Genomic DNA, 26,206 nt, shown 5'->3' with positions numbered 1-26,206 from the left:
ATGCTGGCCTATATCGTTCGCCGACTGCTGCTGATCATCCCCACCCTGCTGGGCATCCTGCTGATCAACTTCGTGATCATCCAGGCCGCCCCCGGCGGCCCGGTGGAGCAGATGATCGCCAAGCTCGAAGGCTTCGACGGCGCCACCAGCCGCATCGCCGGCGGCGGCGCCGAAGTCTCGGTGGCCGGCTCCAGCTACCGCGGCGCCCAGGGCCTGGACCCGGCGCTGATCAAGGAAATCGAGCACATGTACGGCTTCGACAAGTCGGCGCCGGAACGCCTGTGGATCATGATCAAGAACTACGCCACCCTGGACTTCGGCAACAGCTTCTTCCGTGACGCCAAGGTGGTGGACCTGATCAAGGAAAAGATGCCGGTGTCCATCTCCCTCGGGTTGTGGAGCACCCTGATCATGTACCTGGTGTCGATCCCCCTGGGGATCGCCAAGGCCACCCGCCACGGCAGCCACTTCGATGTCTGGACCAGCTCGGCGATCATCGTCGGCTACGCGATCCCGGCCTTCCTGTTCGCCATCCTGCTGATCGTGGTGTTCGCCGGCGGCAGCTATTTCAACTGGTTCCCGTTGCGCGGCCTGACCTCCAACGACTTCGACCAGCTGAGCTGGGGGCGCAAGATCCTCGATTACTTCTGGCACCTGGCGCTGCCGGTCACCGCCCTGGTGATCGGCCACTTCGCCACCATGACCCTGCTGACCAAGAACAGCTTCCTCGACGAGATCAACAAGCAGTACGTGGTCACCGCCAAGGCCAAGGGCCTGACCCAGCGCCGGGTGCTCTACGGCCACGTGTTCCGCAACGCCATGCTGCTGGTGATCGCCGGCTTCCCCTCGGCCTTCATCGGCATCTTCTTCACCGGCTCCCTGCTGGTGGAGGTGATTTTCTCCCTCGACGGCCTGGGCCTGATGAGCTTCGAGGCGGCGATCAACCGCGACTACCCGGTGGTGTTCGGCACCCTGTTCATCTTCACCCTGCTGGGGCTGGTGGTGAAACTGATCGGCGACCTGACCTACACCCTGGTGGACCCACGCATCGACTTCGACAGCCGGGAGCATTGAGATGAACCTGTCCCCCCTCAATCGCCGGCGCTTCGAACGCTTCAAGGCCAACAAGCGCGGCTGGTGGTCGCTGTGGCTGTTTTTGGTGCTGTTCATCCTCAGCCTGGGCGCCGAGCTGATAGCCAACGACAAGCCGCTGGTGGTGCACTACGAAGGCGGCTGGTACTTCCCGGCCCTCAAGCGCTACCCGGAAACCACCTTCGGCGGCGAATTCCCCCTGGAAGCCAACTACAAGAGCCCGTACATCCGCGAGCTTTTGGCACAGAAGGACGCCTGGGTGCTCTGGGCGCCGATTCCCTACAGCTACCAGAGCATCAACTACGACCTGCGGGTGCCGGCCCCGGCGCCGCCCTCGGCGGACAACCTGCTGGGCACCGACGACCAGGGCCGCGATGTGCTGGCCCGGGTCATCTACGGCTTTCGCATCTCGGTGCTGTTCGCCCTGACCCTGACCATCCTGAGTTCCATCATCGGGGTCATCGCCGGCGCCCTGCAGGGCTTCTACGGCGGCTGGGTGGACCTGGCCGGGCAGCGCTTCCTGGAAATCTGGTCCGGGCTGCCGGTGCTCTACCTGCTGATCATCCTCGCCAGTTTCGTGCAACCGAACTTCTGGTGGCTGCTGGGGATCATGCTGCTGTTTTCCTGGATGAGCCTGGTGGACGTGGTGCGCGCCGAGTTCCTGCGCGGGCGCAACCTGGAATACGTGCGCGCGGCCCGGGCCCTGGGCATGCAGAACGGCGCCATCATGTTCCGCCACATCCTGCCCAACGCCATGGTCTCCACCATGACCTTCATGCCCTTCATCCTCACCGGGGCCATCGGCACCCTCACCGCCCTGGACTTCCTCGGCTTCGGCCTGCCGCCGGGGGCGCCGTCCCTGGGCGAGCTGGTGGCCCAGGGCAAGTCCAACCTGCAGGCGCCGTGGCTGGGCATCAGTGCCTTTGCCGTGCTGGCGATCATGCTCAGCCTGCTGGTGTTTATCGGCGAATCCGCCCGCGATGCCTTCGACCCGAGGAAATGACATGACCCAGGACACTCTGATCGAAGTCCGCGACCTGGCGGTGGAATTCGTCGCCGGCGCCCAGTGCCAGCGCGTGGTGGAAGGCATCAGCTTCGACATCAAGCGCGGCGAAACCCTGGCCCTGGTAGGGGAAAGCGGCTCCGGCAAATCGGTGACCGCCCACTCGATCCTGCGCCTGTTGCCCTACCCCCTGGCCCAGCACCCGTCCGGCAGCATCCAGTACGCCGGGCACGACCTGCTGACCCTGAAGGAAAAGACCATTCGCCACATTCGCGGCAACCGCATCGCCATGATCTTCCAGGAGCCCATGACGTCGCTGAACCCGCTGCACAGCATCGAGAAGCAGATCAACGAGGTGCTGGGCATCCACAAAGGCCTGACCGGCAAGGTCGCCAGCAGGCGCACCCTGGAACTGCTGGAACTGGTGGGCATTCCCGAGCCACACAAGCGCCTCAAGGCCCTGCCCCACGAACTGTCCGGCGGCCAGCGGCAACGGGTGATGATCGCCATGGCCCTGGCCAACGAGCCGGAGCTGCTGATCGCCGACGAGCCGACCACCGCCCTCGACGTCACCGTGCAGTTGAAGATCCTCGAACTGCTCAAGGAACTGCAGGCGCGCCTGGGCATGGCCTTGCTGCTGATCAGCCACGATCTGAACCTGGTGCGGCGCATTGCCCATCGGGTCTGTGTCATGCAGAAAGGCCGCATCGTCGAGCAGGCGTCCTGCGAGGAGCTGTTCCGCGCGCCGCAGCACCCCTACACCCGGGAACTGCTGGCCGCAGAGCCCAGCGGCCTGCCGGCGAGCAATGAAGTCGGCCCGCCGTTGCTGCAAGTGGACAACCTCAAGGTCTGGTTCCCGATCAAGAAGGGCCTGCTGCGCCGCACCGTGGATCACGTCAAGGCGGTGGACGGCATCCACTTCAGCCTGCCCCAGGGCCAGACCCTGGGCATCGTCGGCGAGAGCGGCTCGGGCAAGTCGACCCTGGGCCTGGCGATCCTGCGCCTGATCGCCAGCCAGGGCGGCATTCGTTTCGAAGGCCAGCAGCTCGACGCCCTGAGCCAGCAACAGGTACGGCCGCTGCGGCGGGAAATGCAGGTGGTGTTCCAGGACCCCTTCGGCAGCCTCAGCCCGCGCATGAGCGTGAGCCAGATCGTGGGCGAAGGCCTGCGCATCCACAAGATCGGCAGCGAACAGGAGCAGGAACAGGCGATCATCGAAGCGCTCAAGGAAGTGGGCCTGGACCCGGACACCCGGCACCGCTACCCCCACGAATTCTCCGGTGGCCAGCGTCAGCGCATCGCCATCGCCCGGGCCCTGGTGCTCAAGCCGCGGCTGATCCTGCTGGACGAGCCGACCTCGGCCCTGGACCGCACCGTGCAGCGCCAGGTGGTGGAGCTGCTGCGCAACCTGCAACGCAAGTACAACCTGACCTACCTGTTCATCAGCCACGACCTGGCGGTGGTCAAGGCCCTGAGCCACCAGTTGATGGTGATCAAGCACGGCCAGGTGGTGGAACAAGGGGACGCCCAGGCAATCTTCGGCGCCCCGCAACACCCTTACACACAGCAACTGCTGGAAGCCGCCTTCCTGGCTCCGGCACACACCCAATAACCTGCAACAGGAGTAGCCACTTATGGGTTTTCTCGCTGGGAAGCGTGTCCTGATCGTCGGTGTCGCCAGCAAGCTGTCGATCGCCTCCGGCATTGCCGCCGCCATGCACCGTGAAGGCGCCGAGCTGGCCTTCACCTATCAGAACGAAAAACTCAAGGGCCGGGTCGAGGAGTTCGCCGCCGGCTGGGGCTCCAGCGCCGAGCTGTGCTTTCCCTGTGATGTGGCCAGCGACGAGCAGATCGCCCAGGTGTTCAGCGAGCTGGGCAAGCACTGGGACGGCCTGGACTGCATCGTCCACTCCGTGGGCTTCGCCCCCGGCGATCAGCTCGAAGGCGACTTCACCGACGCCACCACCCGCGAAGGCTTTCGCATCGCCCACGACATCAGCGCCTACAGCTTCGTGGCCCTGGCCAAGGCCGGCCGCGACATGATGAAGGGCCGCAACGGCAGCCTGTTGACCCTGTCCTACCTGGGCGCCGAGCGCACCATGCCCAACTACAACGTGATGGGCATGGCCAAGGCCTCGCTGGAAGCCGGCGTGCGCTACCTGGCCGGTTCCCTGGGCCCGGAAGGCACCCGGGTCAACGCGGTCTCCGCCGGGCCGATCCGCACCCTGGCCGCCTCGGGCATCAAGAACTTCCGCAAGATGCTGGCGGCCAACGAAGCCCAGACCCCGCTGCGGCGCAACGTCACCATCGAGGAAGTCGGCAACGCCGGGGCCTTCCTCTGCTCGGACCTGGCCTCGGGCATCAGCGGCGAGATCATGTACGTCGACGGCGGCTTCAACACCACCGCCATGGGCAACCTCGACGAATGACTCCCGGCTGTGGCGAGGGCCCTCAGGCCCTCGTCGCAGCGCCGCGACACCAGCTGATCACCGATCCAGGCTCACCGGCCGCAGTGCAGATACCTGCCCCTCACGGATGCCCGATGCAAAGAACCCCATGGAAAACCCGGCCGTCTGCTCGCCCGCTGAAACCGCCCGGCATCAAGCTGCCGTGCCTGCTGCTGGTGATCTTTCTCGCCGGCTGCGACAAGCCTCAAGACACCCAGCCCAATCGCCTGACCGACACAGTCGCCAGCCTGCACATCCCGTTGACCGCAACGGTTGACGAGGTCATTGCAAACAGCCCGGTACGCTTTGGCGCCGACTGCCTGGAGGCGGTCGACATGTGCTGGTATGAAGCCGATCGCCAAGGCGCGCTCCTTGACCTGAGCCTTTCCCAGCCCGAGGGCACGCTGGAGCTGGATCAGGTGTCCGGGCTGAGCATGACCGTGGATGGCCAGGTCTCGAACCACATCCAGGCATTGAACATCCACCTGCGCGGCCTGCCGGACAACAGCACGCACAAGCAGAACAAGGACCTGATCTATCGCCTCATCGAGAACTTGAAGAGCGCCGGCTGGCAAACCTACTACTTCCCTTCAGACCCGCGGATACCCGGCGCCCAATGGCACAAGCTCGACGGGCAGGAGAGCCTCCTGGGCATGACCCCGCTCAGCCATCCCCTGTTCGATACCAAGCGTGAAATGAGCCTGGAAGAATGGCTCGGCATCGGCACCTTCTATGACTGGTATCTCTACCAGGGCAACTTCATCGCCCATGTCCGGGCCCTGCGCTACGACTCGAAAAGCGCGCCCCTGGAAACCGCTGTCTACCTGATCAGCGTCAACCTGATGTCCCTGGACTGGTTCTGGGCGAGTCATTTTGCCGAGCACCAGCGAGCACACTGGAAAACCCTGCTCCCGGCTCAATTGCAAGCCCTGCAGCAACGGCGCTCGCAAGCGGAAACCCGCGCCAGGGCCGCCGGGGTGACCCTCGAGGAAGGCTATGCGCCACCGGCCATCGAGCGCAGTCCGTAGCGGCCGGCCAGCGGGCCAGCGCCTTGGGTTGCAGCCCCGCTCCACGCCGCGGGCCTTGCCGGCAGCAGATTCAGTGGCTGCGCTTGCCGGCCTGCTTGTGCAGGTACATGGCCTGGTCGGCATCGGCCAGCAGCGCTTCGATACCGGCGTGGCGCTCGGGGTCGTATTCGATCTGGCCGACGCTGAAGCGGATGTCGTAGCCGCGTTTCAGGGAAGCGTTGCGCTCATCGAGGATCTCCCGCAGGCGCGCCATGATCGCCGACGTTTCGACACTGCTGGCCCCCGTCAGCAGGGCCACGAACTCATCGCCGCCCAGGCGGCCGATCACATCACTCTCGCGAAAGGCAATGCGCAGCACATCGGCAAAGGTCTTCAAGGCCCCGTCCCCTTCGGCATGGCCGTAGCTGTCGTTGATCCGCTTGAACTCGTTGAGATCGAAAAACAGCAGGGTCGCCGACTTGTCCAGACGCGTGCACGCCGCCAGGGCATGTCGGGCCAGGGCTTCGAAGCCGCGCCGATTGGACAGCAGGGTCATCTCGTCCATGCTGGCCATCTGCACGGCCGCCAGTTCCTGCTCGGCCATGCGGGCCAGGTCTCGCAGCAGGGCACGCTCTTCGTCGTCCAGGTCCCGGGGCCGGGTATCGATCAGGCACAGGGTGCCCAGCTTGCTGCCATTGGGCACGCTCAGGGGACAACCGGCGTAGAAACGGATCCGCGGTTCGCCGGTGACCAGTGGGTTGTCCTGGAAACGTTCGTCGCACTCGGCGTCGCGGACCATGAAGATCTGGTCATCCAGGATCGCGTGGCCGCAAAACGAAATGTCCCGGGAGGTCTGGCTGGCCTCCAACCCCGCGGCGGACTTGAACCACTGGCGATCGCTGTCCACCAGGCTGATCAGGGCAATGGGCACATTGAACAGGCGCTTGGCCAGTCGGGTCACCCGGTCGAAACGCTCCTCCGGCAAGGTGTCGAGCACATTCAGTTCGCGCAGGGTCTGGACTCGCCGGGCCTCATCACTGGGTTTGCTGGGATACAACATCGCGGACTCCATTCGCGGCTAAGACCGCAAGCGTAGTCCAGTTTCACCGCCAGCCCCTGGCGAGGCGGCTGGCGGTCCTCGATCGCGGCCTGTCACAGCCGCGCGGTCAACAGAATCCGCGCGTAGCCGCCGACGAACAGGGCAAAGGCCAAGGCGCCCAGCAGCGCCGAAATCCCCAGGCCCAGGGCGCTGAACGGCACCAGCAGCACCCGGCATAGGGCCGCCAGGAACAGCAAGGCAAAGGCCCCGACCATGGCCCGGGTCACCTGCAGCGGCCGGCCGCTATGGCCCAGGCTGACCCGGGCGATCATGCCCAGCACCAGCCCGCCGAGGCCGCCTAGCGCCAGGGCGTGGGTCACCAGACTTTGCGACGACAGACCGCCCAGGTGCCACAGCGCCATGCCCAGGGTGGCCAGCGCCAGCCACAGGTAGCCCAGGTACAGCGACCACAGCAGCGGCAGCCGCCACAGCCCCGGCTGGTGCCAGTGCCACAGGCGCCACAGATGCAGGACTGCCAGCACTGCGAACAACGCTGCCAGCCAGGGCCGTGGCGCGTCACCACCGCCCAGGGCCATGGAGATTGCCGCCAGCAGGCTGCCCAGCAGCAACACCCGGGTGGGCCAGGGCGAAGCCGGTGGCGCCGGCGGCCGATTGAGCCCGCGCTGGATGAAGAACGGAATGACCCGACCGCCGATCACCGTCATCAGGGCCGCCACCAGCCACAGCGCCCCCAGCTCGCCGTGGCGCTGCCAGAGCTCCTGCGCCGCCAGCAGGCCCAGCAGGGTCTGCCCCTGAAACAGCGTCAACAGGCCCAGGATCAGCACCATGGGGTAGTTGTCGCGCTTGCCCGCACGCCACAGCTCATGCCCCACCACCGCAGCCAGCGCCGGCATGAAGGCCAGTTGCAGCACCAGGAACAACGGCAGCGGCAGCGCCAGCCACCAGGCCAGCCGCGCCAGCAGCCAGAGCAGCCACAACAGGATCAACGGCGTGCGACTCAGTGCCGGGCGCCCGGTCCAGTTGGCCACCGCCGTCAGCAGAAATCCGGCGATGATCGCCACGGCGAAGCCGAACAGCATCTCGTGCCGATGCCACGCCAGCATGCCGCCCAGCGGCTGGCGGCCGCTCCAGCCGCCGTGCAGCCACAGGCCCCAGCCCACCAGGGCGAGGCAGGCAAACGCCGCTCCGGCGAGGAAAAACGGCCGGAAGCCCAGGCTCCACAGCGGCTGCGCGGCCCATTGCCGCCAACGTTCAGGCAGCGACACAGGCATCCCTCCCCAGGCTCGGGACAGGCAACGGCGAATTGCAGCGACGAATCATGCGCGGAACTCCTTGGCCAATCAGCGATGCATCAGCCCCATCAGGTTTCATGCCAAGACCGCCGCCCGGCAAAACCGCGGCCGCCAGCCGAACCGAGTCTTTATGACCCGAAAAAATCAGGTCATAACGACCACGCAACAGGTCAATCCGACTCGGTTTTGCGAGCTGCGTTTTTCCGCCCAAGGGCGTAGATTGGCAGCCCTTACCATCCCCCTACGCCACAAGGATGTCCCCGGTGCCCTCCCGTCCCAGCGCCCCGTCCGAAAAAAGCCTGTCGCGCCTGTTGCTGGAACTGCTCTGGCAGTTGAGCGCCCTGCTGATCCCGATCTTCCTGGTCACCGTGCTGCCGCCGCCCCTGGCCCTGGCCGTGGTGCTGGGCTGCGCCGCCGGCATGGCCCTGGCGGCTCGCCTGGGCTGGCCCCGCACCGGCCGCGCCATGGCCAGGCTGATGATCAGCGCGGTGTTCGGCCTGGGCTTCAGCCTGGGGCGGGCATTGCCGGCGTACTGGGACATCGCCGCGGCCTTCGCCAGCATCCTGGTTGGCATGGGCACCATCAGCCACCTGGAGCGCCGCCTGGGCCTGGTCCAGGCCCCCGCGGCCAGCACCAGCGCCTGGGGCGGCAGCGAACCGCAGAGCACCCCGGAAGGCCTGCCGATCCGGGTGTTCAACCAGGGCGAGATCGCCATGGGCGGCCCCACCTATTGCGATTACCTGTTTCCGGACGGCGTGTTGCTGCAAGGACTGGGGTCGTCGGCGCGCTTCTCCAGCGATGGACGCTACTTCGCGGCGCCCTTGCCATCGCGGCAACGCTGGGGCCTGGCGATCCTCGATCGCTCGCTGCGCCGGCTGTACCGCTGCGACCACAGCGAATTCTGGGAGCTGGACGCCTTCAGCGAAGAGCGCCTGAGCGGGCGGCACAGCCCCCTGGTGGACAACGGCTCGCGCCATGCCAGCCTGACCACGCTGCTGGAGGGCGCCGAAGCGATCGACCTGCTGGCGGTGGCCGATCTGTGGCTGGAGCCCGGTGCCTGGGTCGACAGCCTGGCCCGGCAGAGCTTCGAGGAACAGTCCCCGGACGGACGTCACCGGCTCCAGGCGCGGATGCTCCTGCCCCGTTGCTTGCGAGACTTGCCCCAACCCCTGGAACCCCTGCGGGCACCGCCTTACCAACTGAGCCTGGACGGCCAGCCCACTGGCCTGCTGATCGGCGCCGACAGCCCCCGCTGCTGGAGCCGCGACAGCCGCTCCCTGGCCTGCAGCGCCCGCGAGGAACAACAACCCGATCTGGCCGCGACCTGGCTGTGGCAGGCAGACCACGGCTGGCGCCCGCTGCCGGCGCCCTGGGTCGCCAGCCCGGCGGACCCCTCCTTTTACCCCGGCCCCCTGCTGGAGCTGGATAGCCACTACCTGTGCCACGCGGCCTACCTGGACTGCGCCGAAGCCGACCGGGGCCGCTACGGCTATCGCCTGCACAGCATCCACAGCGACACCGAGACCGGCGTCGGCCACGACCCCGAAGGTTGCCTGCAGGTCGCGCCGCTGCCCCTGGTGCGGACCCGAGTGCGCCAGCCCCGGGACCGCGGCGGCCAGCGCGGTGACAGCCAGATCGAGTCGGAGCCGCTGCTGGACGGCCAGCGGGCGCTATTCAGCTGGCTGGCCGACGATGAACACGGCCTGGGCGCCTACGCCTGCCGGATCGGCGACTGGCAACTGCCCGGGCGCTGGCGGCTGGACCATCGGGTTTCCGACTGCCGGCGCTACCTGGCCCTGCTGCCTGTTGCCCGGCTTCCCCTGGTCAGCGACCGGGCGGTGGTGGCCGACCTGCAACAGCGACGCCTGCTGCACAGCCCGCCGCTGCTGGCGGCGCGCCTGCTGGACCTGCGCCATGGCCAGTTGAGCCTGGCGGTGATCGTCGGCCGCCTCGACCAGGACCTGCCAAGCAGCCCCCTGCAACGCTTCAATCAGCCCGCGCCGGCACCCGACGACGCTGCCGCGTTCTGCGCCGAGCAAGACGGCTCCCAGCTGTGCTACCAACGCCAGCGCTTGCAGATCACCGAGCAGCAGCAGCTGCTGCCGCTGCCCGACTGGCGCCTGGTGGACCGGCCCCAGGCCGCGGTGGCTGAAGGCGACTTCATCCAGCCGGCCCCCGACGGCCGGGATGCCGCGTGGCTGTTCGGCAGCGAAACCGAATACGCCGACAGCTGGCTGCGGGAAGGCAGCCCGCGCCTGGGCGGCCACTTGCTCACCGCCAGCGGCTGCGCCCTGACGGACCTGGCACCGTCGCTGATCTGGTCCGCCGATGGCCGTTACCTGGCCCTGACCCGGCTGCGCCTCGACGTCGAGGACGGCCACCGCGCCTGGCAGCTGTTGCTGCTGGACGTGCACCAGCGCAGCCTGCGCATCGCACCGCAATGGCTGCGCCACCGGCCGCTGTTGCGGCACTTCGACCACCAGGACCTGGAGTTGCGCCTGTTCGAACGGGATTGGCAGGCCGCGGACGACGCCGATCCGGGCCGCAGCCTGCGCCTGCCCCTGGCCGAGCTGCTCGCCCTGCCCGCCCAGGCCCTGGAGCCCCATCAGGGCCTGTGGCTGCTCGCCGCCGACGCGCACCTGGCCGGCGCCTGGCAGGCCCTGGCGCGCCCGGAACATCCGGCGTTTGGTCCCGCAGCCTGAAGCGGCGCCTCAATCCTCGCGGGCGGCCAGGGCGCTGCGCGCCCGCTGGCTGACAAAACCGGGGATCTGCTCCCCGGGCAGGGACTTGCTGTAGTACCAGCCCTGGATGATCAGCTCCGAGCTCGATTGCAGGAAGTCCAGTTGCTCCCGGGTTTCCACCCCTTCCACCACCACCTTGAGCTTGAGCGTCTCGCAAAAGCGCAGCAGACCGTTGAGCACTTGGGCACCCTTGGGCTCGCGCTGGGCCAGGACGAAGCTGCGGTCGATCTTGATCCCGTCCACCGGAAACTGGTGCAGGTAGCTCAAGGCCGAGAAGCCGGTGCCGAAGTCGTCGATATAGACCCGCGCGCCCAGGGCATGCAATTTGCCGATCCATTGCTGGGTCAGCAGCGCATCCCCCACCAGAGCGTCCTCGGTGATTTCCACCGACACCTGGCCATGGGCCCGGGCCAGAATCTCCAGCAGGCGCCGGCCATGTTCCGCCGAGGCCAGGGTGGCGCTGGAGATATTGATGGTGATGGGCAACTCGAACCCGATCTTGCTCCAGGCCAGGTGCTGGCGCACCGCCTGGGACGCTACCCAGAAATCCACCTCGGGCATCAGCCCGGCCTGCCCCAGCCATTGCAGCAGCTCCCAGGGCGACTTGACCTGCCCCTGGGCATCCCGGGCACGGATCAGCGCCTCGCACCCCGTACACAGACCACTGCCCTTGGCCACCTGGGGCTGATACTCCAGGTGGAAGTCGTAGCCGCTCAACTGCTGAATCCGCGCCAGTTGCAAGGACTGTTGGGCCGCCTGTTTGTAGGCCGCCACCATCGGGTCCAGCTCCAACAGCCGGCCCCGCTCCTCAAGGCTATGGAAGGTGGCGTCGAAGGCCTTCAGGTACACCTGCTCGCTGCCTTCACCCTGGCGCTGGATGCTGCGCACATAAGGCGTGTAGATCAGCGTACCGACGCCCAGCAGCACCAGTTGCAGGAGCACCGCGCCCCAATCGCCCTGGGTACTCAGGTAGGCATTGAGCAGCACCGGTGAGGTAAAGGGCACACTGACCAGCGCCGGGCTCACCCAGCCCTGCTGCACCACCAGCAGGGCCAGGCAGGCATTGACCATGGGCACCAGCATGAAGGGCACCAGCAGGCGCGGGTTGAGAATGATCGGCAGGCCGAACAGCAGCAGTTCGTTGACGTTGAACAGCGACAGCGCCAGGCTCGCCAGCGCCAGCAGGCGCATGGAACGGCTCTTGGAAAAACCGAGGATCGCCAGCACCAGGGCCAGGGAGCCGCCGGAACCGCCGATGAAGGCGAAACAGCCCAGCAAGCCACTGTTGAGGGCATAGCGCAGGGGCTGCCCGGCAGCGTGATCGGCGGCATTGAGGGCCACCGCCTGATCCATCACCTCCATCAACGGCTGCATGGCGTAGGTGCCGTGAATGCCGAAGAACCACAGCAGGGAGTTGGTCGTGGTCAAAAGGATCGCGTTGAAGTAGGGATAGTCCAGGCTGTCGATGTCGATCGGGCCTTGCACGTAGGCAAAGTCGTGGACCTGCAACAGCGACTGCAGCACCGCCACCAGCACCAGGGACGTCAGCACCCCCGGCAGCACCATATTGATGGTGCCCTTGAGGTTGTGCCCCACCAGCCCCTCGTCCACCAGCCGTGTCCAGCGTCGGCGATGCAGCCAGGCCATGACCGGGACATTGACCAGAGGCGAGGCAATGGCAATGAACAGCACGAAGGTCGCCGACGCCAGCGGATAGTCCCGCAGCAGATAGATGGCGATCACCACATGGGACAGACAGAGAAAGGCCACCGGCAGTTGGGGCAAGCGGTACTGGATCGCCAGCATGTAGCCGATGGACGCCGCCACCAGCAAGGGGATGATCGAACTGATGCGCTTGTGCAGCCCGGCCAGCAAGTCCACCAGGGTACTGGGAGCCCCCAGGGCCTGGGCGCATTGGGCCAGTATCAGGAATACCGCCGAAACCAGCAGACAGGGCAACAGCCAGAGCAGCCCCTCACGTATCGAACGCAAGGACTCGGCGCCCGCCAGGAGCGCCAGGCGGTGGGTGAAAAACAGCTTGAACCTCGGTTGCCGCATCAACCTCTCCCCTCTGCCACTGCATGCCCGCCCCCCGCAGACGGCCCCCGCCACGGCCGCCCGGCGTCTGGCGGCGCCGTGGGGCAAACAGGGGGTGCAGGCGAAGATACCACTGTAGAAACCCTGGTCGGCAAGCACTCGCTGGCACTGCCTTGAGTGTTTTATCGCCCCGGCGGCGCCAGACTTGACCCCGACGCCGCGCCTCCGGCCCGGCTGCACCCCGGTATAACGGCGAATCAATATCATTTGCAGCGTATCAGGGGTTTTGCTTTAATCGCGAGCAATTCCCATTTGCAACGCCACCCGCCACCGGACCACGCCCTTGCCTTCCATGCCGCCCGCCAGCCCCGCTCTGGTCCACAACCTCTATGACGCCCATCACCCCTGGCTCTATGAACTGTTGCGGCGCCGCCTGAACCACGCCTGGGATGCCGCCGATCTGGCCCACGAAATCTTCGTCCGGGTACTCAAGCGCCCGCCGCAGCTGGACGGCGAGGTGCAGCAGCGCTCCTACCTGGCCACCATCGCCCGGGGCCTGTGCATCGATCACTGGCGCCGCCGCCAGCTGGAACAGGCCTGGCTGCAGGCCCTGGCGGCGCGGCCCCAGGCGCTGCAACCGTCCCCGGAGCAACGGGCGATCATCGTCGAGACCCTCTACGAAGTGGACGCCATGCTCGGCCGCCTGCCGCAACGGGTGCGCGAGGCCTTTCTCCTGGCGCAGTTGCATGGCCGTCCCTACAAGGCCATTGCCGAAGAACTGGGGGTCTCGGAGCGCATGGTGAAGAAATACCTGGCCCAGGCCCTGGTGCATTGCGCGCTGCTGGAGGCCGAACTCGACGGCCTGCTGATCGAGTAGAGCCCCATGAGCGAACACGGCGCCCAGCGCTTGAGCCATGCCAGCCTGCAACAGGCCGCCCATTGGTACGTGCAGCTCCAGGACGAAGCCGTCAGCGACGAACAACGCCACCATTGGCAGGCCTGGCTCGAACAGCACCCGGAACACCGTCGGGCCTGGGGCTACGTCGAGCGGGTCAGCCAGTGCCTGCTGCCGTTGCAGGAGGCCGGCGCCCAGCAAGCCGCCGGCCAGGCCCTGCGCGGTGGCCGGCGAGCGCCACTGGGGCGGCGCCAGGTGCTCGGCGCCTTGCTGTTGCTCGGCCTGGGCTGGGGCACCTGGCGCGGCACGCCGCTGCCCCAGGCACTGGGTCGCTGGCGAGCCGACTACGCCACCGGCACCGGGGAGATCCGCGAGGTCCGGCTCAGCGACGGCACCCACCTCTGGCTCAGTGCCCTGAGCGCGCTGGATGTGCGCTACAGCGCTCGGGAGCGACTGTTGCACCTGCACCAGGGCGAAATCCTCATCGACACCGCCAGGGATCCGCAGCGACCGCTGCGGGTGGACACCGAACACGGACGGCTGCAGGCCCTAGGCACGCGCTTCAGCGTGCGCCGGGAGGGCGCCCGCACCCTGCTCAACGTCTACGCCGGCGCGGTGCAAGTGCACAGCGCCAAGAGCGGCCGGCAGCAGCGGGTCGACGCCGGCCAGCAGCTGGCCTTCGACGCCGTCGCGCTGGGTCCGCTGCAAGGCGCCAGCGCCGCTCGCGAAGCCTGGAGTCGCGGGCTGCTGCTGGCCGACAACCTGCCCCTGGCGCAACTGCTCGAAGAGTTGGGGCGCTATCGCCCGGGGCATCTGGGCTGCGACCCGGCCCTGGGTCGCTTGCCGGTCATGGGCGCCTTCCCCTTGCATGATTCCGACCAGGCCCTGGCCCTGCTGGAAGCCGCCCTGCCGGTGCGGGTCCAGCGCCTGACCGCCTGGTGGGTGACCCTTGAGCCTCGGGCCTGAACCCCGCGCCTGAACATCCGGCGAACATTTTTTTTAAGGTTGCGGTTCCCTTTTGCCTGTCTGGTTCGGTTAACCGGGTAACAGCACTCACATTGCCGATCCACAAGGGAACCCCATGCCAACCCCCAACCGTCCCCGCTTGCGCCCGTCCCTGCGTCCCCTGACCCTGTGCAGCGCCCTGCTGTGCCTGCCCGCACCCTGGGTCCAGGCCACCGAAAACCCCGCCAGCCAGCAGGCGGACAGCCAGCGCCGGAGCTACGACATCGGCCCCGGCCCACTGGTCAGCGTGCTCAATCGCTTCGCCGAACAGAGCGCGGTCTTTGTCGCCGGGCACAACGACCTCGCCGCCGGCAAGCAGAGCCCGGGGCTGCGGGGCCGCTACAGCGTCGAACAAGCCCTGCAGCAGCTGCTCAAGGACAGCGGCCTGCAAGCCCAGGCCGTCAGCGGCGGGTATGTGCTGCAAGCGCTGCCGACCGCCAGCGGCCCGTTGCAGCTGGGCACCACTCAGGTGTCCGCCCAGGGCCTGGGCAGCGTCACCGAGGACAGCCGCAGCTACACCACCGGGGCCAGCGCCTCGGCCACCGGCCTCAACCTGTCACTGCGGGAAACCCCGCAATCGGTGACGGTGATCACCCGCCAGCAACTGGACGACCAGGGCAGCAACAGCATCGCCGATGCCCTGCGCCGGGCCCCGGGGGTCAGCGTGCAGAACTACGACAGCGAACGCTGGGAGTTTTCCAGCCGCGGCCTGCCGATCACCAACTTCCAGTACGACGGGGTCAACGTCACCTACGACGGGGTCTACGACTACGGCACCACCAGCACCGACATGACGACCTTCGACCGGGTGGAAATCATCAAGGGCGCCACCGGCCTGATGACCGGCTCCGGCGACCCCTCGGCCACCGTCAACCTGATCCGCAAGCGGCCGACCAAGGACTTCAAGGCCTCGGTCACCGGTACCCTCGGCTCCTGGGACAACTACCGCAGCGAAGGCGATATCTCCGGGCCACTGACCGAGACCGGCAACCTGCGCGGGCGCTTCGTCGGCGTCTACCAGGACCGCAGCTCGTACCTGGACCACTACCAGAACAGCAAGGACATCGCCTACGGCGTGCTGGAGGCCGACCTGACCCCCGACACCCTGCTGACGGTGGGCCTGGACCAGCAGAACACCCGTTCCCGAGGCGCCACCTGGACCGGCTTCCCGATGTACTTCAGCAACGGCTCGCGCACACACTTTTCCCGCTCGTTCAACCCGGCCACCGACTGGAGCCGTCGCGACTTCAAGAACCAGACCCTGTTCACCTCCCTGGAACAGCAACTGGCCCATGACTGGACCCTCAAGGTCAGCTACGACCACCTGCGCCGCGAGCACGACACCCTGCTGGGCTCGGCCAGCGGCGGCAACCCGGACCAGGCCAGCGGCGACGGCATGTTCATGTACATGGGCAAGTTCAAGGGCGAGCAGACCCAGGACAACCTCGACATCAACCTGCACGGCCCCTTCAGCCTGCTGGGCCGCGAACACGAGCTGATCGCCGGCTTCATGCTGATGAACGCCAAGCAGGACATCCCGGTCCACGGTTCGGTGTACCCGCCGGTGGGCGGCAGCATCTATCAGTGGCGCGGCGAATTCGCCAAGCCGGACATCCCGCAGATCGGCGACAACGACATCCTCCAGCGCCAGACCGGTGCCTACCTGGCCACCCGGCTCAAGCCCAGCGACGACCTGGCGGTGATCCTCGGCACCCGGGTCAGCGACTTCAAGGGCATCGACAACACCCGCTACTTTGAGCCCGGCCGCGCCGACGCGCGCCAGCGCTACCAGCAGACCGGAGTGGTCACGCCCTATGCCGGGCTGGTCTATGACCTCAACGACCGCTACTCGCTGTACACCAGCTACACCAGCATCTATCAGCCGCAGATGAGCAAGGACGCCGACGGCAGGATCCTCGACCCGGTGCAGGGCGACAGCTACGAAGCCGGGATCAAGGCCGAATACCTGGACGGCCGGGTCAATGCCAGCTTCGCGGTGTTTCATGTGCAGCAGGACAATGTCGCGCAACTGGTGGACGGCTGGGGCACCGACGCCGTCTACCGCCCGACCAAGGGCGCGACCACCAAGGGCTTCGAGGTCGAGGTGGCCGGCGAGCTGCTGGACGGCTGGAACCTGTCCGCCGGCTACAGCTACAACCACACCCGCGACGCCAATCACGACTACGTCTACGGCTCGGTCCTGCAAACCACCGAGCCGCAGCAGGTGGCGCGGCTGTTCAGCAGCTACCGCCTGCCCGGCGCCTGGGACCGCCTGACCCTGGGCGGCGGGGTCAACTGGCAGAGCCAATTCTTCGGCAAGGTCTACCAGCCCGACCCCAGCGACGCGGTCAACGGCGGGCATGACTCGCGCATCACCCAGGACGGCTACTTCCTGGTGGACGCCATGGCCCGCTACCAGTTCAGCCAGCACCTGAGCTCGACCCTGAACGTGAAGAACCTCTTCGACAAGCAGTACTACACCGGCATCGGCAACTTCGGCACCGGTTTCTACGGCGAGCCACGCAGCCTGCAACTGGCGACCCGCTGGGACTTCTGAGCGCGCCGATCCACGGTCGCGCTGCGCGGCAGCGGGTTGACTACGCTTGAGCCAGCGTGATCAACCCGCAGAGGACCGACACCATGCCACGTATCCAGACCATCACTCCGTGCCTGTGGTTCGACCACCAGGCACACGAGGCGGCACAGTTCTACTGCTCGGTCTTCGAACAGTCACACATCACCCACATCAGCCACTACGGCAAGGCCGGCTTCGACATTCACGGACGCCCCGAGGGCTCGGTGATGAGCGTGGCGTTCGAACTCGACGGCCAGGGTTTCACCGCCCTCAACGGTGGCCCGCTGTTCTGCTTCAACGAAGCCATCTCCCTGCAAGTGCATTGCCGCAGCCAGGCCGAGCTGGATCACTACTGGAACGCCCTGGGTTTTGGCGGCCCGCCACAGGCGCAGCGCTGCGGCTGGCTCAAGGACCGCTTCGGGTTGTCCTGGCAGATCGTGCCGCAGTGCCTCACGCCGATGATCTGCGACCCCGACCCGGCCCGTTCGCAACGGGTGATGCAGGCCCTGCTGGGGATGAAAAAACTCGATATCGCGACGCTGCAACGCGCCTTCGACGGCCAGAGCTAGGCTCTGTACGAAAAGTTTTGAGACGAAGGTCAGGCAAGGCGAAAACGGTCGAGGAACGGCCGGGGTCGCGTTCGACTTTACGGGGTGTAAATGAGCATTCCGATCGGACTCGCGCACGAGACCGTTTTCAACGCAGCATCACCGAGTATCAAGGCTTTTCGTACAAAGCCTTATACAATCGCGCCAGCTTTCGCAGACGGACAACCTCAATGAAGCCTGCCCTCACCGCCGACCAGGAACCGCAGTTCTGGCGCGACCCTGCCCTGCCGTTCATCGAAGCCCGCTCCATCGCCGATGGCCGCAAGGTCTGCTACAGCCGCCATGCCCACCAACAGTTCTCCATCGGCAGCATCACCGCGGGTGTCAGCACCTACCTCAGCGGCCACTCGCAGTGGCGGGTCAGCCGCGGCACCGTGGTGCTGATGAACCCGGGGGTGGTGCACGCCTGCAACCCGATCGACGATCAGCCCTGGTCCTATCGCATGCTGTATGTCGACACGCCCTGGCTGACCGCCCTGCAGCAGGACCTGGGCTTTTGCGCCGAGCTGGGCTTTCGGCCGTTTCGCGAGACTCACAGCCGCGACCCGCAGCTGTTCGCCGAGCTGGAGCAGCTGTACCGGACCCTGGTGGCCGCCGAGGCCGAGCCCCTGCTCAAGCACAGCGCCGTGGTGAGCTTTTTCAGCGACCTGCAGCAGCGCCTGAACCCCGCCGAGGCGCCGCCCCGGGGCGACAACCGCAAACTGCAGGAAGCCGCCGACTACATCCGCCGGCATTGCACCCAGGCCCTGAGCCTGGACGACCTGTGCCAGGCGGCGCAGCTGTCACCGTCCTACCTGATCCGCGCTTTCAAGCAGCAGTTCGGCATGCCGCCCCACGCCTACCTGGTGAACCAGCGGGTACAGTTCGCCCAGGCCCGCCTGCGCAGCGGCGCGCCGATCGCCGAGGTGGCGCTGGAGGCCGGCTTTGCCGATCAGGCGCATTTCCAGCGCGCCTTCAAACAACACCTGGCGGCCACTCCCGGCCAGTACCGCGGCCAGCGCTAGAACAGCAGATAAGCCGCGCTGGCAGCCAGCAACGCCGCCATGCTGCGGTTGAACAGACGCACCCCCGGCGGATGACTCAGGTAGTGGCGCAGGCAGCTGCCGACATAGGCCCAGCAGGCAATCGACAGGTAGCAGATCACCAGGTACACCGCGGTAAACAGCCACACCTGGCGCAGCTCGCCGTCGGCGGCAAAGGCCCCCATGCCGGCCACGCAGGCCAGCCACGCCTTGGGGTTGAGCCACTGCATCAGCGCGCCATACCAGGCCGAAGGCGCCCGCGCCTGGTCCTGGGTGTCGAGCCGGCCATCGTCGCTGGCCAGTTTCCAGGCCATGAACAGCAGGAAGGCCACGCCAAACAGGCGAATGCCCTGGGTCAGGATCGGCCACTGGCGCAGCAGTTCGTGCAGCCCCAGGCCGATCAGCACCAGCAGCCCGACGAAGCCCAAGGTGGCTCCGGTCACATGGCGCATGCTGCTGCGCAAGCCAAAACGCGCGCCGCTGCTGAGGGCGACGATGTTTACCGGCCCCGGAGTGATGGAAGCGGCCAGGGCAAAGGCCGCCATGGAAAACACCAGGCTCATGTCTTGTTTCTCCAATCTGGGTCGGATTGACCGCCGCCCAGATTAGGGAGCCAGGATCGCAGCGTATTGAAGAAAACTGCCCTCGTCGGCCTCTAGCAGTGCAAGTGATTGAGCTGGCAATACTGGTCCCACTCCATGTCCACCATCTCGGCGATTTCCCGATGTGCCTCGAGGGTCATCCGCTTCAGTTCCTGGGGCGTGCGGGCAATGAACGACAGCGCCAGCTCCCAGTTGCCCATGCCGCGCAAGCGGGCTTCTTCGTCAAACAGCCGACTGGCGTGCTGGATCTGCAACTCGCTCAAGTCCCCGGGTTGCCAGGGGCGTCCCGAGGATGGCCCAAGCCCCAGCTGGGCCGCGAGTTCCGGACGTTCGGCGAGGTAACGCAGCAAGGCTTGCTGATAGTCGAGTTCAGACATTTGCATGACGCTCACTCCCATCATGAAATCAATCCCGGGCACTGCCTCACTGCCCCGGGGGGCCGGCTCACGCCGGCGTCAGGCTGGCGATCCGGTCCACCACCCGCCCGGCCAGATCGTCGGGGCGGAACTTGGCGAGAAAATCATCGGCACCGACCTTCTTCACCATGGCCTGGTTGAAGGCCCCGGACAGCGAGGTATGGAGCACGATATAGAGTTGCCTCATGCGCGGGTCGTTGCGCACCTCGGCGGTGAGGGTGTAGCCGTCCATTTCCGGCATTTCGATATCGGAGATCATCATCAGGAACTCCTCGTCCGGGCGCTTGCCCGCGTCGAGCAGGGCCTGCAGGTACTCCAGCGCCTCGCGGCCGTCCTTCAACGACACCACTTGCACCCCGACGCTCTCCAGGCAGCGGGTCACCTGCTTGCGTGCCACCGCCGAGTCGTCCACCGTCAGCACCCGCCAATGGGCCGCAGCGACCTGGGTCTGCGCCGTGATCACCCCCTGGGAGATGTCCTCGCAGACCGGCGACACCTCGGCCAGGACCTTCTCCACGTCGATGATCTCCACCATGCGCTCGCCGACCCGGGTCACCGCCGTCAGGTAGTTGTCCAGGCCGCTGCCTTTGGGTGGCGGGTGAATTTCCTCCCAGTTCAGGTTGACGATGTGCTCCACCGCACTGACCAGGAAACCCTGGGTCTTGTTGTTGTACTCGGTAATGATCACGTAAGCGTTGTCGATATCCTCGACTCCGGGCAAGCCGGTGGCCAGTGCCAGGTCAAGTATCGGAATGGATACACCGCGAACATTGGCCACGCCACACACCACCGAATGTGACATAGGCAGTACATTCAACTTGGGGCACTTGAGAACTTCTCTGACTTTAAAGACGTTGATGCCGTACAACTGTGACTCATTAAATCGAAACAACAATAGTTCCAGACGATTCTGCCCGGCCAACTGAGTACGGCTATTCACCGTTTCCATCACACTGGACATACGACCCCCTGCCCTGATCTAGTTGATCAATCGGCGATTAAATGAAAGTTGCTGACGGCCATTGCCGTTCAACTATTGAAACGGGTCACCAAGGCGTTCAGTTCGTGAGCGGTGGACTCCAGATCGCCGCCCACGGTGGACGAATGCACGGCAATCTCGGCGTTCTGATCCGAAACCCGGGCAATCTTGGTGATCTGCTCGGAGATTTCCTCAGCGACATGGGCCTGCTGCTCCGAAGCGGCGGCCATTTGCTGGCTCATCTGGTGAATGCGTTCCACCGCCGAGTTGATGCCATTCAGGGCTTCCTGGGTGCTGATCACCTGGGCTACGCCGGAACGCGCTTCGACACTGCCCTGGCGCGCCACTTCCACCGCCTGGGTGGCCACTTCCTGCAGGGTGACGATGATGCGCTGGATGCTCTGGGTCGACTCCTGGGTCTTGGAGGCCAGGGCCCGGACCTCGTCGGCCACCACCGCGAAACCGCGGCCCTGCTCACCGGCCCGGGCGGCCTCGATCGCCGCGTTGAGGGCCAGCAGATTGGTTTGCTCGGCAATGGAGCGGATCATGTTGGCCGCCTGCTGGATCGACTGGGTTTCCGCGGCCAGGCCCTCCACGGACTGGCTGACCGCGTCCACGGTGTCCGCCAGCTTCTCGATCACCACCCGGGTTTTCTGGGCTTCCTCGGAGCCCACCTGGGTCAGGTTGTTGACCTGATCGGCGGCCGAGGCGGTGTCGTGGATATGCACCGACACCTCGGAAATCGACGAGGCCATCTGGTTCATCGCGGTGGCCGCCATGTCCGCTTCGTCGCGCTGCTTGCCCAGGGCGGTTTCCGCCTGCTTGGACAGACTCTGGCTGGTAGAGGCCAGGGACGCCGCCTGGTTGGCATAGTCGCCAAGCCGGCTGAGGGCGGTGCGGATTTTCGCCGATTCGCTGATCAGGATCATCTGCAACTGGGCCACCGGGCCGTGTTCGTCGGTGTAGGTACGGGCGATCAGCTCGCTGTCGAAACTGCCCAGGGACACCGAGCTGATGCGTTGCAACATCTGCCGCGCGCGATAGAAGGCATACCCCTGTACCGCGAAATAACCGGGAACCGCCGCCCCCAGTGCCGCCCAGGGGCCACCCAGCCAATAGGCCCCGGCCGTAGCCGCGAGGGCCAGCAGCGGCGGCAAGGCAAAGCCGCAAACCCTGGCCACCCGGTAGCTCCAGGGCAAGGCCAGGTTGTCGCTACGCATGCGTTGATACAGTGCGCCGGCGCGTTCCACCTGTTCGCGCTCGGGCTTGACCCGCACCGACTCGTAGCCGGCGATCACGCCCTTGCTGAAGATCGGCGTGACGTAGGCGTTGACCCAGTAGTGGTCACCGTTGCTGCTGCGGTTCTTGACGATGCCCATCCAGCTCTTGCCGTCCTTGAGGTAGGACCACATGTGCGCGAACACCGCTTCGGGCATGTCCGGATGGCGCACGATATTGTGCGGGCTGCCGATCAGTTCTTCGCGGCTGAAACCGCTGACCGCGACAAACTCGTCATTGCAGTAAGTGATCTTGCCGTGAACATCGGTGGCGGAAATCAGCCGCTGTTCGGCGGGAAACACCAGCTCGCGCTGGGTCACAGGAAGATTGTTTCTCATTCTGAAATGCCTCGCAGGAAAGTATTCAATTGCTATTCACTATCAAACAACAACTTCCGCATCCTGCGATGACCTGAAGACATCCTCTGCTTACCCGCAGAACTTTCCAGAGCCAAGTCAATTATTGCAAATGGCCACTATCGATCCAGTCGACTTAAGTCTAGATTCGAGCCTTAATCAGGGTGTGAAAACTTCATCAAGCAATCCCACTTGAACGAGCCGAATTAAAGACTTTTATGACTTACATCAACATTCACCTAAACATAGGAAGCTAGCTTTCTAATTATTGAGAAGCATTATTTCCAAAATACTCAGCGCCGCTGCAAACTCCATCTTCCGCACATGGAAAACAAACTCGTCAAAGCCTTCCCGCGCGCATTGATCAGTGGCAGATTCCCTTTAACCCCCCATTTTTCACCACCACCCGTTGTGCCTCGGACCGATCGGGGCTGGAGTCGCCCTTGATGGACCATCTTGAACTGCGCCCGGCCGCTCGCGACGACTGGCCCTGCCTGGAAAACCTCATGCAGTTCTATCTCTATGAGCTCAGTCAGTGGCTGCCACTCAAATTCGCAGCCCAGGGGCTGTACGCCATCCAGGCCCTGGACGATTACTGGCGCCACCCGGCCACCCATCCCTGGCTGATCCTGGTGGCGGGGGAGCTGACCGGCTTTGCCGTCGTCGACCAGCAACGCTGCGACAGCGATGCGCGGTACAACCTCGGCTACCTGTTCATCGCCCGACGGCTGCGCCGCCTGGGCGTCGGCCGGCAGGTGACGCAACAACTGTTCGAGCACTACAAGGGGCCCTGGCAGGTGATGCACTTCAGCGCCAACCTGCCCGCCCGGGATTTCTGGCAGGCCATGCTGCCGGGGCAAACCCCGACACCGATCATCGCCCAGGGCTATCCCGCCAGCCTCTACCGTTGGCCAGACTGACGCAGCAGCGGCGGCAAGCGGTTCGTTGCGCAGGCTGGGCCCTGCTCGCGGCTTCAACCAGTGCGCCCTGACGACAATGGCAAAGTCCGGGGCGATCACCTACCTTCTCCGGGACCACCCGCACAGGCCTGACCACCACCTGCCACCCGGCGCTCCATCTCATCTGAAGCAAAGAGCCTCGCCCATGTTGTCGTCCACCACCCGCACCACACGCCTGCTGTTACGTCCACCGACCCTGGCCGACCTGCCGCAGGCCTGCGCCATCCACGGCGACCCGCAGACCCACCGCTTCAACCCCAGCGGCCCGGACAGCGCCGAAGCCACCAGCGACCGGCTGCACAGCTGGATTGCCCATTGGCAGCAGTACGGCTTTGGCTACTGGGCCATCGCCCGGCTGGACGTTCCGCAACAGATCATCGGCTTTGGCGGGCTCATGCGGGCGCACTTCGGGCAGGAGGCCGGGCTGAACCTGTACTTTCGCTTCACCCCCCAAGCCTGGGGCCAGGGTTTCGCCAACGAGATGGCCCAGGCGGCCCTGCAACTGGCCTTCGGCGAACTGCTGGCGCCCCGGGTCACCGGCTTGGTGCGGCCCGACAACCTGCCGTCCAGGCGGGCCCTGGAACGCCTGGGGATGACGCTGGACGGCGAGCTGGAGGACTTTCCCGGGCAGCCACCGAGCCTGCTGTACCGGCTCAACGCCCAGGATCACCGGATGACCCGCAGCGGATGATATGCCGCTGCGCTGACTATTTTTTCTCGGCGCTGCATCCAGATACGTCGCTCAGGGGTAGTACCCATAGCAGTCCTGAAAACTGCCGAACCGATCCCCAATGGAGAGCCACCATGCACGCCAAACAACGTCTTCTCTGCCTCAGCGCAACCTTGACCATCGCCTGCCTGGGCGCCCTGCCTGTGGCCCAGGCGCAGAGCGCATTGCCCGACAGCATCAAGGTGCCGGAGGGCCACAAAGTTGCCCTGGAAACCGTGGGCACCGGTGAAATCACCTACGAGTGCCGGGACAAGGCCAATGCACCGGGCGAGACCGAATGGGTCTTCGTCGGCCCCAAGGCGGTGCTCAGCGATCGCAGCGGCAAAGTGCTGGGTGACTACTTCGGCCCACCAGCCACCTGGCAGGCCAAGGACGGTTCGAAGATCACCGGGACCCAGGTCGCCGTGGCGCCGTCCAGCGCCGGCAACCTGCCCTATCAACTGGTCAAGGCCAATCCGGCCGAAGGCAAGGGGCTGATGAGCGGCGTCAGTTACATTCAGCGAGTGGCCCTCAAGGGTGGCGTGGCCCCCAGCAGCGCGTGCACCGCCGCTAACAAGGGCACCCGTGAAACAGTGAAGTACCAGGCGGACTACATCTTCTGGGCGGCCCGCTGATTCGCCGCCCAAGATGCAAGGCCAGGCATAGGCAACTGGTCTACGCTGCTGACAGCCACTGCACCGCTTGGGTGGCGGTGGCTGTCATCTGTCGCAGGTAAATGCCCTTGTCTCTACCCGAACCCCTGTTTGACCACGCAGGCTGCATCGCCGCTTGTGCCCGAGGTGAGCGCCAGGCTCTGGAAGCCCTTTATCACGAGGAAGGGCCGCGCTTGCTCGGCGTCGCCAAACGCCTGGTACGCGACACGGCCCTGGCCGAAGACATCCTGCACGACGCCTTTATCCGAATCTGGCAAGGCGCAAGCAGTTTCGACCCGGAACGAGGCAGTGCCCGCGGCTGGATGTTCAGCATCACCCGGCATCTGGCGCTGAATTTCCTGCGCCGCCATGGCCGTGAGGTGCCTATTGAAGAACCTTATGCAGACCACCTGGACACCCTTGACGGGCTGGCCATGAACACAGAGGCGGTCACCGCGCTGGCTGATGCCGGACGTCTTCAGCATTGCCTGGGGCAACTGCCCTCACAGCGCCGCGAGTGTCTCCTGCTGGCCTATCTGGACGGCTATTCACACATGGAGATTGCCGCCAGAATGACCACCCCGCTGGGGACGGTCAAAGCCTGGATCAAGCGCAGTCTCAGTGCTTTACGGGAGTGCCTGGGATGAATATCGGTCCACGGGACGACAGCGATCCCACGCTCCAGGCCCTGGCCAGTGAATATGTCCTGGGCACCCTGGACGCCGAACAACGGCGCCTGCTCGAACAGCGCCTGCCCCATGACCCCGCCCTGCGCAGCGCCGTGCAAAGCTGGGAACAGCGCCTGCATCCCCTCACCGCTTTGGCCGATCCCGTCACGCCGTCGCCCTGGCTTTGGCGACGTATAGAACGCAGCCTGGAGCAACTGGCTGAACCGGAGCCGGTCTCGGCCGTAAATAGCGCCAGGCGCTTCAACCCTCTGGCGCTGTGGCGCGGATTGGCCGCTGCCGGCCTGGCCGCCAGTGTCCTGTTGGCCAGCCTGCTGATGCTGCGCCCCGATGCCCCTCCCAGTTACCTGGTGGTGCTGGTAGCCCCTCAGGACAAATCACCCGGCTGGGTGGTGCAAGCCAATGACACCCGGGAGTTGCAGTTGATTCCACTGGGCAGCATCGAGGTTCCGGCGGACAAGGCCCTGGAGTTCTGGACCAAGGCCGACGACTGGAAGGGCCCGGTGTCTCTTGGGCTGGTCAAGCCCGGCCAGCCGTTGCGTGTGCCGCTTGATCACCTGCCACCCCTGCAAACCAATCAATTGTTCGAGCTGACCCTGGAAGATCGCCAAGGCTCGGCGGTGGGCAGGCCTACCGGCCCCGTGCAGTTCATCGGCCGCGCCGTCAAGACTTTGTGACCAGGGGAGAACCCGCCTTGACCCGGCGTGGCAGCGGCCAATCAACCGAGCCCTGTTCGAGGATTGACAAACCCCGCACCGGCTTTTAAAACTGTGCGCCTGATTTC

The 26,206-nt window shown here is 65.7% G+C and carries 23 protein-coding genes and 1 pseudogene; 16 read left to right on the top strand and 8 right to left on the bottom strand.

The genetic code is table 11. The features are described from left to right. From ACMGF8_RS19360 to ACMGF8_RS19340, 5 genes are all read left to right on the top strand, one after another. Positions 1-1,074, top strand: coding sequence for a microcin C ABC transporter permease YejB (locus ACMGF8_RS19360; protein ID WP_016964272.1), 1,074 nt, complete (start codon positions 1-3; stop codon positions 1,072-1,074). 1 nt (position 1,075) lies between these two features. Further along, on the top strand, positions 1,076-2,095 hold the full coding sequence (locus ACMGF8_RS19355; RefSeq protein WP_060843442.1) for an ABC transporter permease: 1,020 nt from the start codon (positions 1,076-1,078) through the stop codon (positions 2,093-2,095). Position 2,096: 1 nt separating this feature from the next. After that, positions 2,097-3,707, top strand: coding sequence for an ABC transporter ATP-binding protein (locus tag ACMGF8_RS19350; protein WP_102865234.1), 1,611 nt, complete (start codon positions 2,097-2,099; stop codon positions 3,705-3,707). Between the two features lie 22 nt (positions 3,708-3,729). Continuing rightward, a complete protein-coding gene (gene fabI, locus ACMGF8_RS19345) occupies positions 3,730-4,524 on the top strand; it encodes an enoyl-ACP reductase FabI (RefSeq protein WP_060839053.1) in 795 nt (264 codons plus the stop codon). 113 nt (positions 4,525-4,637) lie between these two features. Next, positions 4,638-5,570, top strand: a complete 933-nt coding sequence (locus ACMGF8_RS19340) for a hypothetical protein (protein WP_416756977.1) — start codon at positions 4,638-4,640, stop codon at positions 5,568-5,570. Between the two features lie 70 nt (positions 5,571-5,640). Here ACMGF8_RS19340 and ACMGF8_RS19335 read toward each other — a convergent pair whose 3' ends face one another. Both ACMGF8_RS19335 and ACMGF8_RS19330 read right to left on the bottom strand, forming a co-directional pair. Further along, positions 5,641-6,609 (bottom strand): diguanylate cyclase, encoded by a 969-nt coding sequence (locus tag ACMGF8_RS19335; protein ID WP_416756976.1) that lies wholly within the window; start codon positions 6,607-6,609, stop codon positions 5,641-5,643. A gap of 92 nt (positions 6,610-6,701) precedes the next feature. Continuing rightward, positions 6,702-7,880 (bottom strand): NnrS family protein, encoded by a 1,179-nt coding sequence (locus tag ACMGF8_RS19330; protein ID WP_416756975.1) that lies wholly within the window; start codon positions 7,878-7,880, stop codon positions 6,702-6,704. Positions 7,881-8,155: 275 nt separating this feature from the next. Between ACMGF8_RS19330 and ACMGF8_RS19325 the strand changes: the two genes are divergently transcribed. After that, the gene (locus ACMGF8_RS19325; RefSeq protein WP_416756974.1) at positions 8,156-10,603 is read left to right on the top strand and encodes a sulfite exporter TauE/SafE family protein; all 2,448 of its coding nucleotides are present in this window, start codon (positions 8,156-8,158) and stop codon (positions 10,601-10,603) included. 9 nt (positions 10,604-10,612) lie between these two features. On the opposite strand, the gene ACMGF8_RS19320 is transcribed toward ACMGF8_RS19325, so the two are convergent. Next, positions 10,613-12,700 (bottom strand): EAL domain-containing protein, encoded by a 2,088-nt coding sequence (locus ACMGF8_RS19320; protein WP_102865237.1) that lies wholly within the window; start codon positions 12,698-12,700, stop codon positions 10,613-10,615. Between the two features lie 331 nt (positions 12,701-13,031). Here ACMGF8_RS19320 and ACMGF8_RS19315 point away from each other — a divergent pair, with 331 nt between their 5' ends. The 5 genes from ACMGF8_RS19315 (at position 13,032) to ACMGF8_RS19295 (ending at position 18,766) form a co-directional block, all read left to right on the top strand. Further along, positions 13,032-13,556, top strand: coding sequence for a sigma-70 family RNA polymerase sigma factor (locus tag ACMGF8_RS19315; RefSeq protein ID WP_115582353.1), 525 nt, complete (start codon positions 13,032-13,034; stop codon positions 13,554-13,556). Between the two features lie 6 nt (positions 13,557-13,562). Next, on the top strand, positions 13,563-14,540 hold the full coding sequence (locus ACMGF8_RS19310) for a FecR domain-containing protein (protein ID WP_416756973.1): 978 nt from the start codon (positions 13,563-13,565) through the stop codon (positions 14,538-14,540). A 115-nt stretch (positions 14,541-14,655) separates the two neighbouring features. Next, positions 14,656-17,136, top strand: coding sequence for a TonB-dependent siderophore receptor (locus ACMGF8_RS19305; RefSeq protein WP_416756972.1), 2,481 nt, complete (start codon positions 14,656-14,658; stop codon positions 17,134-17,136). Positions 17,137-17,219: 83 nt separating this feature from the next. Then, on the top strand, positions 17,220-17,723 hold the full coding sequence (locus ACMGF8_RS19300) for a VOC family protein (RefSeq protein WP_060841934.1): 504 nt from the start codon (positions 17,220-17,222) through the stop codon (positions 17,721-17,723). Positions 17,724-17,932: 209 nt separating this feature from the next. Next, positions 17,933-18,766 carry an AraC family transcriptional regulator gene (locus ACMGF8_RS19295; RefSeq protein ID WP_102864572.1) on the top strand — a complete coding sequence of 278 codons (834 nt, stop codon included), beginning with the start codon at positions 17,933-17,935 and terminating at the stop codon, positions 18,764-18,766. Here ACMGF8_RS19295 and ACMGF8_RS19290 read toward each other — a convergent pair. From ACMGF8_RS19290 to ACMGF8_RS19270, 5 genes and pseudogenes are all read right to left on the bottom strand, one after another. Continuing rightward, positions 18,763-19,347, bottom strand: coding sequence for a LysE family translocator (locus tag ACMGF8_RS19290; RefSeq protein WP_060839044.1), 585 nt, complete (start codon positions 19,345-19,347; stop codon positions 18,763-18,765). The two genes, ACMGF8_RS19295 and ACMGF8_RS19290, sit on opposite strands and share 4 nt — an antisense overlap. A gap of 92 nt (positions 19,348-19,439) precedes the next feature. Further along, positions 19,440-19,769: a DUF6388 family protein gene (locus ACMGF8_RS19285; protein WP_060839043.1), complete on the bottom strand. Its 330-nt coding sequence runs from the start codon at positions 19,767-19,769 to the stop codon at positions 19,440-19,442. Positions 19,770-19,830: 61 nt separating this feature from the next. Next, positions 19,831-20,763 carry a chemotaxis protein CheV gene (locus tag ACMGF8_RS19280; protein ID WP_115582350.1) on the bottom strand — a complete coding sequence of 311 codons (933 nt, stop codon included), beginning with the start codon at positions 20,761-20,763 and terminating at the stop codon, positions 19,831-19,833. Between the two features lie 68 nt (positions 20,764-20,831). Next, positions 20,832-22,001 (bottom strand): methyl-accepting chemotaxis protein, encoded by a 1,170-nt coding sequence (locus ACMGF8_RS19275; protein WP_416760333.1) that lies wholly within the window; start codon positions 21,999-22,001, stop codon positions 20,832-20,834. A gap of 81 nt (positions 22,002-22,082) precedes the next feature. Further along, positions 22,083-22,397, bottom strand: a pseudogene (locus ACMGF8_RS19270) (PAS domain-containing protein); the annotation flags it as partial. Positions 22,398-22,861: 464 nt separating this feature from the next. On the opposite strand from ACMGF8_RS19270, the gene ACMGF8_RS19265 reads away from it, so the two are divergent. From ACMGF8_RS19265 to ACMGF8_RS19245, 5 genes are all read left to right on the top strand, one after another. Next, positions 22,862-23,335: a GNAT family N-acetyltransferase gene (locus ACMGF8_RS19265; RefSeq protein WP_115582349.1), complete on the top strand. Its 474-nt coding sequence runs from the start codon at positions 22,862-22,864 to the stop codon at positions 23,333-23,335. Positions 23,336-23,519: 184 nt separating this feature from the next. Next, positions 23,520-24,065, top strand: coding sequence for a GNAT family N-acetyltransferase (locus ACMGF8_RS19260; protein WP_207167772.1), 546 nt, complete (start codon positions 23,520-23,522; stop codon positions 24,063-24,065). 113 nt (positions 24,066-24,178) lie between these two features. Beyond that, on the top strand, positions 24,179-24,718 hold the full coding sequence (locus tag ACMGF8_RS19255) for a DUF3455 domain-containing protein (RefSeq protein WP_102864566.1): 540 nt from the start codon (positions 24,179-24,181) through the stop codon (positions 24,716-24,718). Between the two features lie 107 nt (positions 24,719-24,825). Beyond that, positions 24,826-25,383, top strand: coding sequence for a sigma-70 family RNA polymerase sigma factor (locus ACMGF8_RS19250; RefSeq protein ID WP_416756971.1), 558 nt, complete (start codon positions 24,826-24,828; stop codon positions 25,381-25,383). After that, entirely contained in the window at positions 25,380-26,099 is a 720-nt protein-coding gene (locus tag ACMGF8_RS19245) for an anti-sigma factor (protein ID WP_115582347.1), read from the top strand. The genes ACMGF8_RS19250 and ACMGF8_RS19245 overlap by 4 nt, the downstream gene beginning before the upstream one ends. The last annotated feature ends 107 nt before the right edge of the window (positions 26,100-26,206 follow it).

It is taken from the genome of Pseudomonas sp. BNK-7 (assembly GCF_048072025.1).
GTDB lineage: Bacteria > Pseudomonadota > Gammaproteobacteria > Pseudomonadales > Pseudomonadaceae > Aquipseudomonas > Aquipseudomonas danubii.
This window is presented reverse-complemented; position numbering and strand designations above follow the sequence as displayed.

Coding starts and splice junctions, on each gene's coding strand:
- ACMGF8_RS19360 (WP_016964272.1), top strand. CDS start 1: ATGCTGGCCTATATCGTTCGCCGACTGCTGCTGATCATCCCCACCCTG.
- ACMGF8_RS19355 (WP_060843442.1), top strand. CDS start 1,076: ATGAACCTGTCCCCCCTCAATCGCCGGCGCTTCGAACGCTTCAAGGCC.
- ACMGF8_RS19350 (WP_102865234.1), top strand. CDS start 2,097: ATGACCCAGGACACTCTGATCGAAGTCCGCGACCTGGCGGTGGAATTC.
- fabI (WP_060839053.1), top strand. CDS start 3,730: ATGGGTTTTCTCGCTGGGAAGCGTGTCCTGATCGTCGGTGTCGCCAGC.
- ACMGF8_RS19340 (WP_416756977.1), top strand. CDS start 4,638: ATGCAAAGAACCCCATGGAAAACCCGGCCGTCTGCTCGCCCGCTGAAA.
- ACMGF8_RS19335 (WP_416756976.1), bottom strand. CDS start 6,609: ATGTTGTATCCCAGCAAACCCAGTGATGAGGCCCGGCGAGTCCAGACC.
- ACMGF8_RS19330 (WP_416756975.1), bottom strand. CDS start 7,880: ATGCCTGTGTCGCTGCCTGAACGTTGGCGGCAATGGGCCGCGCAGCCG.
- ACMGF8_RS19325 (WP_416756974.1), top strand. CDS start 8,156: ATGTCCCCGGTGCCCTCCCGTCCCAGCGCCCCGTCCGAAAAAAGCCTG.
- ACMGF8_RS19320 (WP_102865237.1), bottom strand. CDS start 12,700: ATGCGGCAACCGAGGTTCAAGCTGTTTTTCACCCACCGCCTGGCGCTC.
- ACMGF8_RS19315 (WP_115582353.1), top strand. CDS start 13,032: ATGCCGCCCGCCAGCCCCGCTCTGGTCCACAACCTCTATGACGCCCAT.
- ACMGF8_RS19310 (WP_416756973.1), top strand. CDS start 13,563: ATGAGCGAACACGGCGCCCAGCGCTTGAGCCATGCCAGCCTGCAACAG.
- ACMGF8_RS19305 (WP_416756972.1), top strand. CDS start 14,656: ATGCCAACCCCCAACCGTCCCCGCTTGCGCCCGTCCCTGCGTCCCCTG.
- ACMGF8_RS19300 (WP_060841934.1), top strand. CDS start 17,220: ATGCCACGTATCCAGACCATCACTCCGTGCCTGTGGTTCGACCACCAG.
- ACMGF8_RS19295 (WP_102864572.1), top strand. CDS start 17,933: ATGAAGCCTGCCCTCACCGCCGACCAGGAACCGCAGTTCTGGCGCGAC.
- ACMGF8_RS19290 (WP_060839044.1), bottom strand. CDS start 19,347: ATGAGCCTGGTGTTTTCCATGGCGGCCTTTGCCCTGGCCGCTTCCATC.
- ACMGF8_RS19285 (WP_060839043.1), bottom strand. CDS start 19,769: ATGCAAATGTCTGAACTCGACTATCAGCAAGCCTTGCTGCGTTACCTC.
- ACMGF8_RS19280 (WP_115582350.1), bottom strand. CDS start 20,763: ATGTCCAGTGTGATGGAAACGGTGAATAGCCGTACTCAGTTGGCCGGG.
- ACMGF8_RS19275 (WP_416760333.1), bottom strand. CDS start 22,001: ATGCGTAGCGACAACCTGGCCTTGCCCTGGAGCTACCGGGTGGCCAGG.
- ACMGF8_RS19265 (WP_115582349.1), top strand. CDS start 22,862: ATGGACCATCTTGAACTGCGCCCGGCCGCTCGCGACGACTGGCCCTGC.
- ACMGF8_RS19260 (WP_207167772.1), top strand. CDS start 23,520: ATGTTGTCGTCCACCACCCGCACCACACGCCTGCTGTTACGTCCACCG.
- ACMGF8_RS19255 (WP_102864566.1), top strand. CDS start 24,179: ATGCACGCCAAACAACGTCTTCTCTGCCTCAGCGCAACCTTGACCATC.
- ACMGF8_RS19245 (WP_115582347.1), top strand. CDS start 25,380: ATGAATATCGGTCCACGGGACGACAGCGATCCCACGCTCCAGGCCCTG.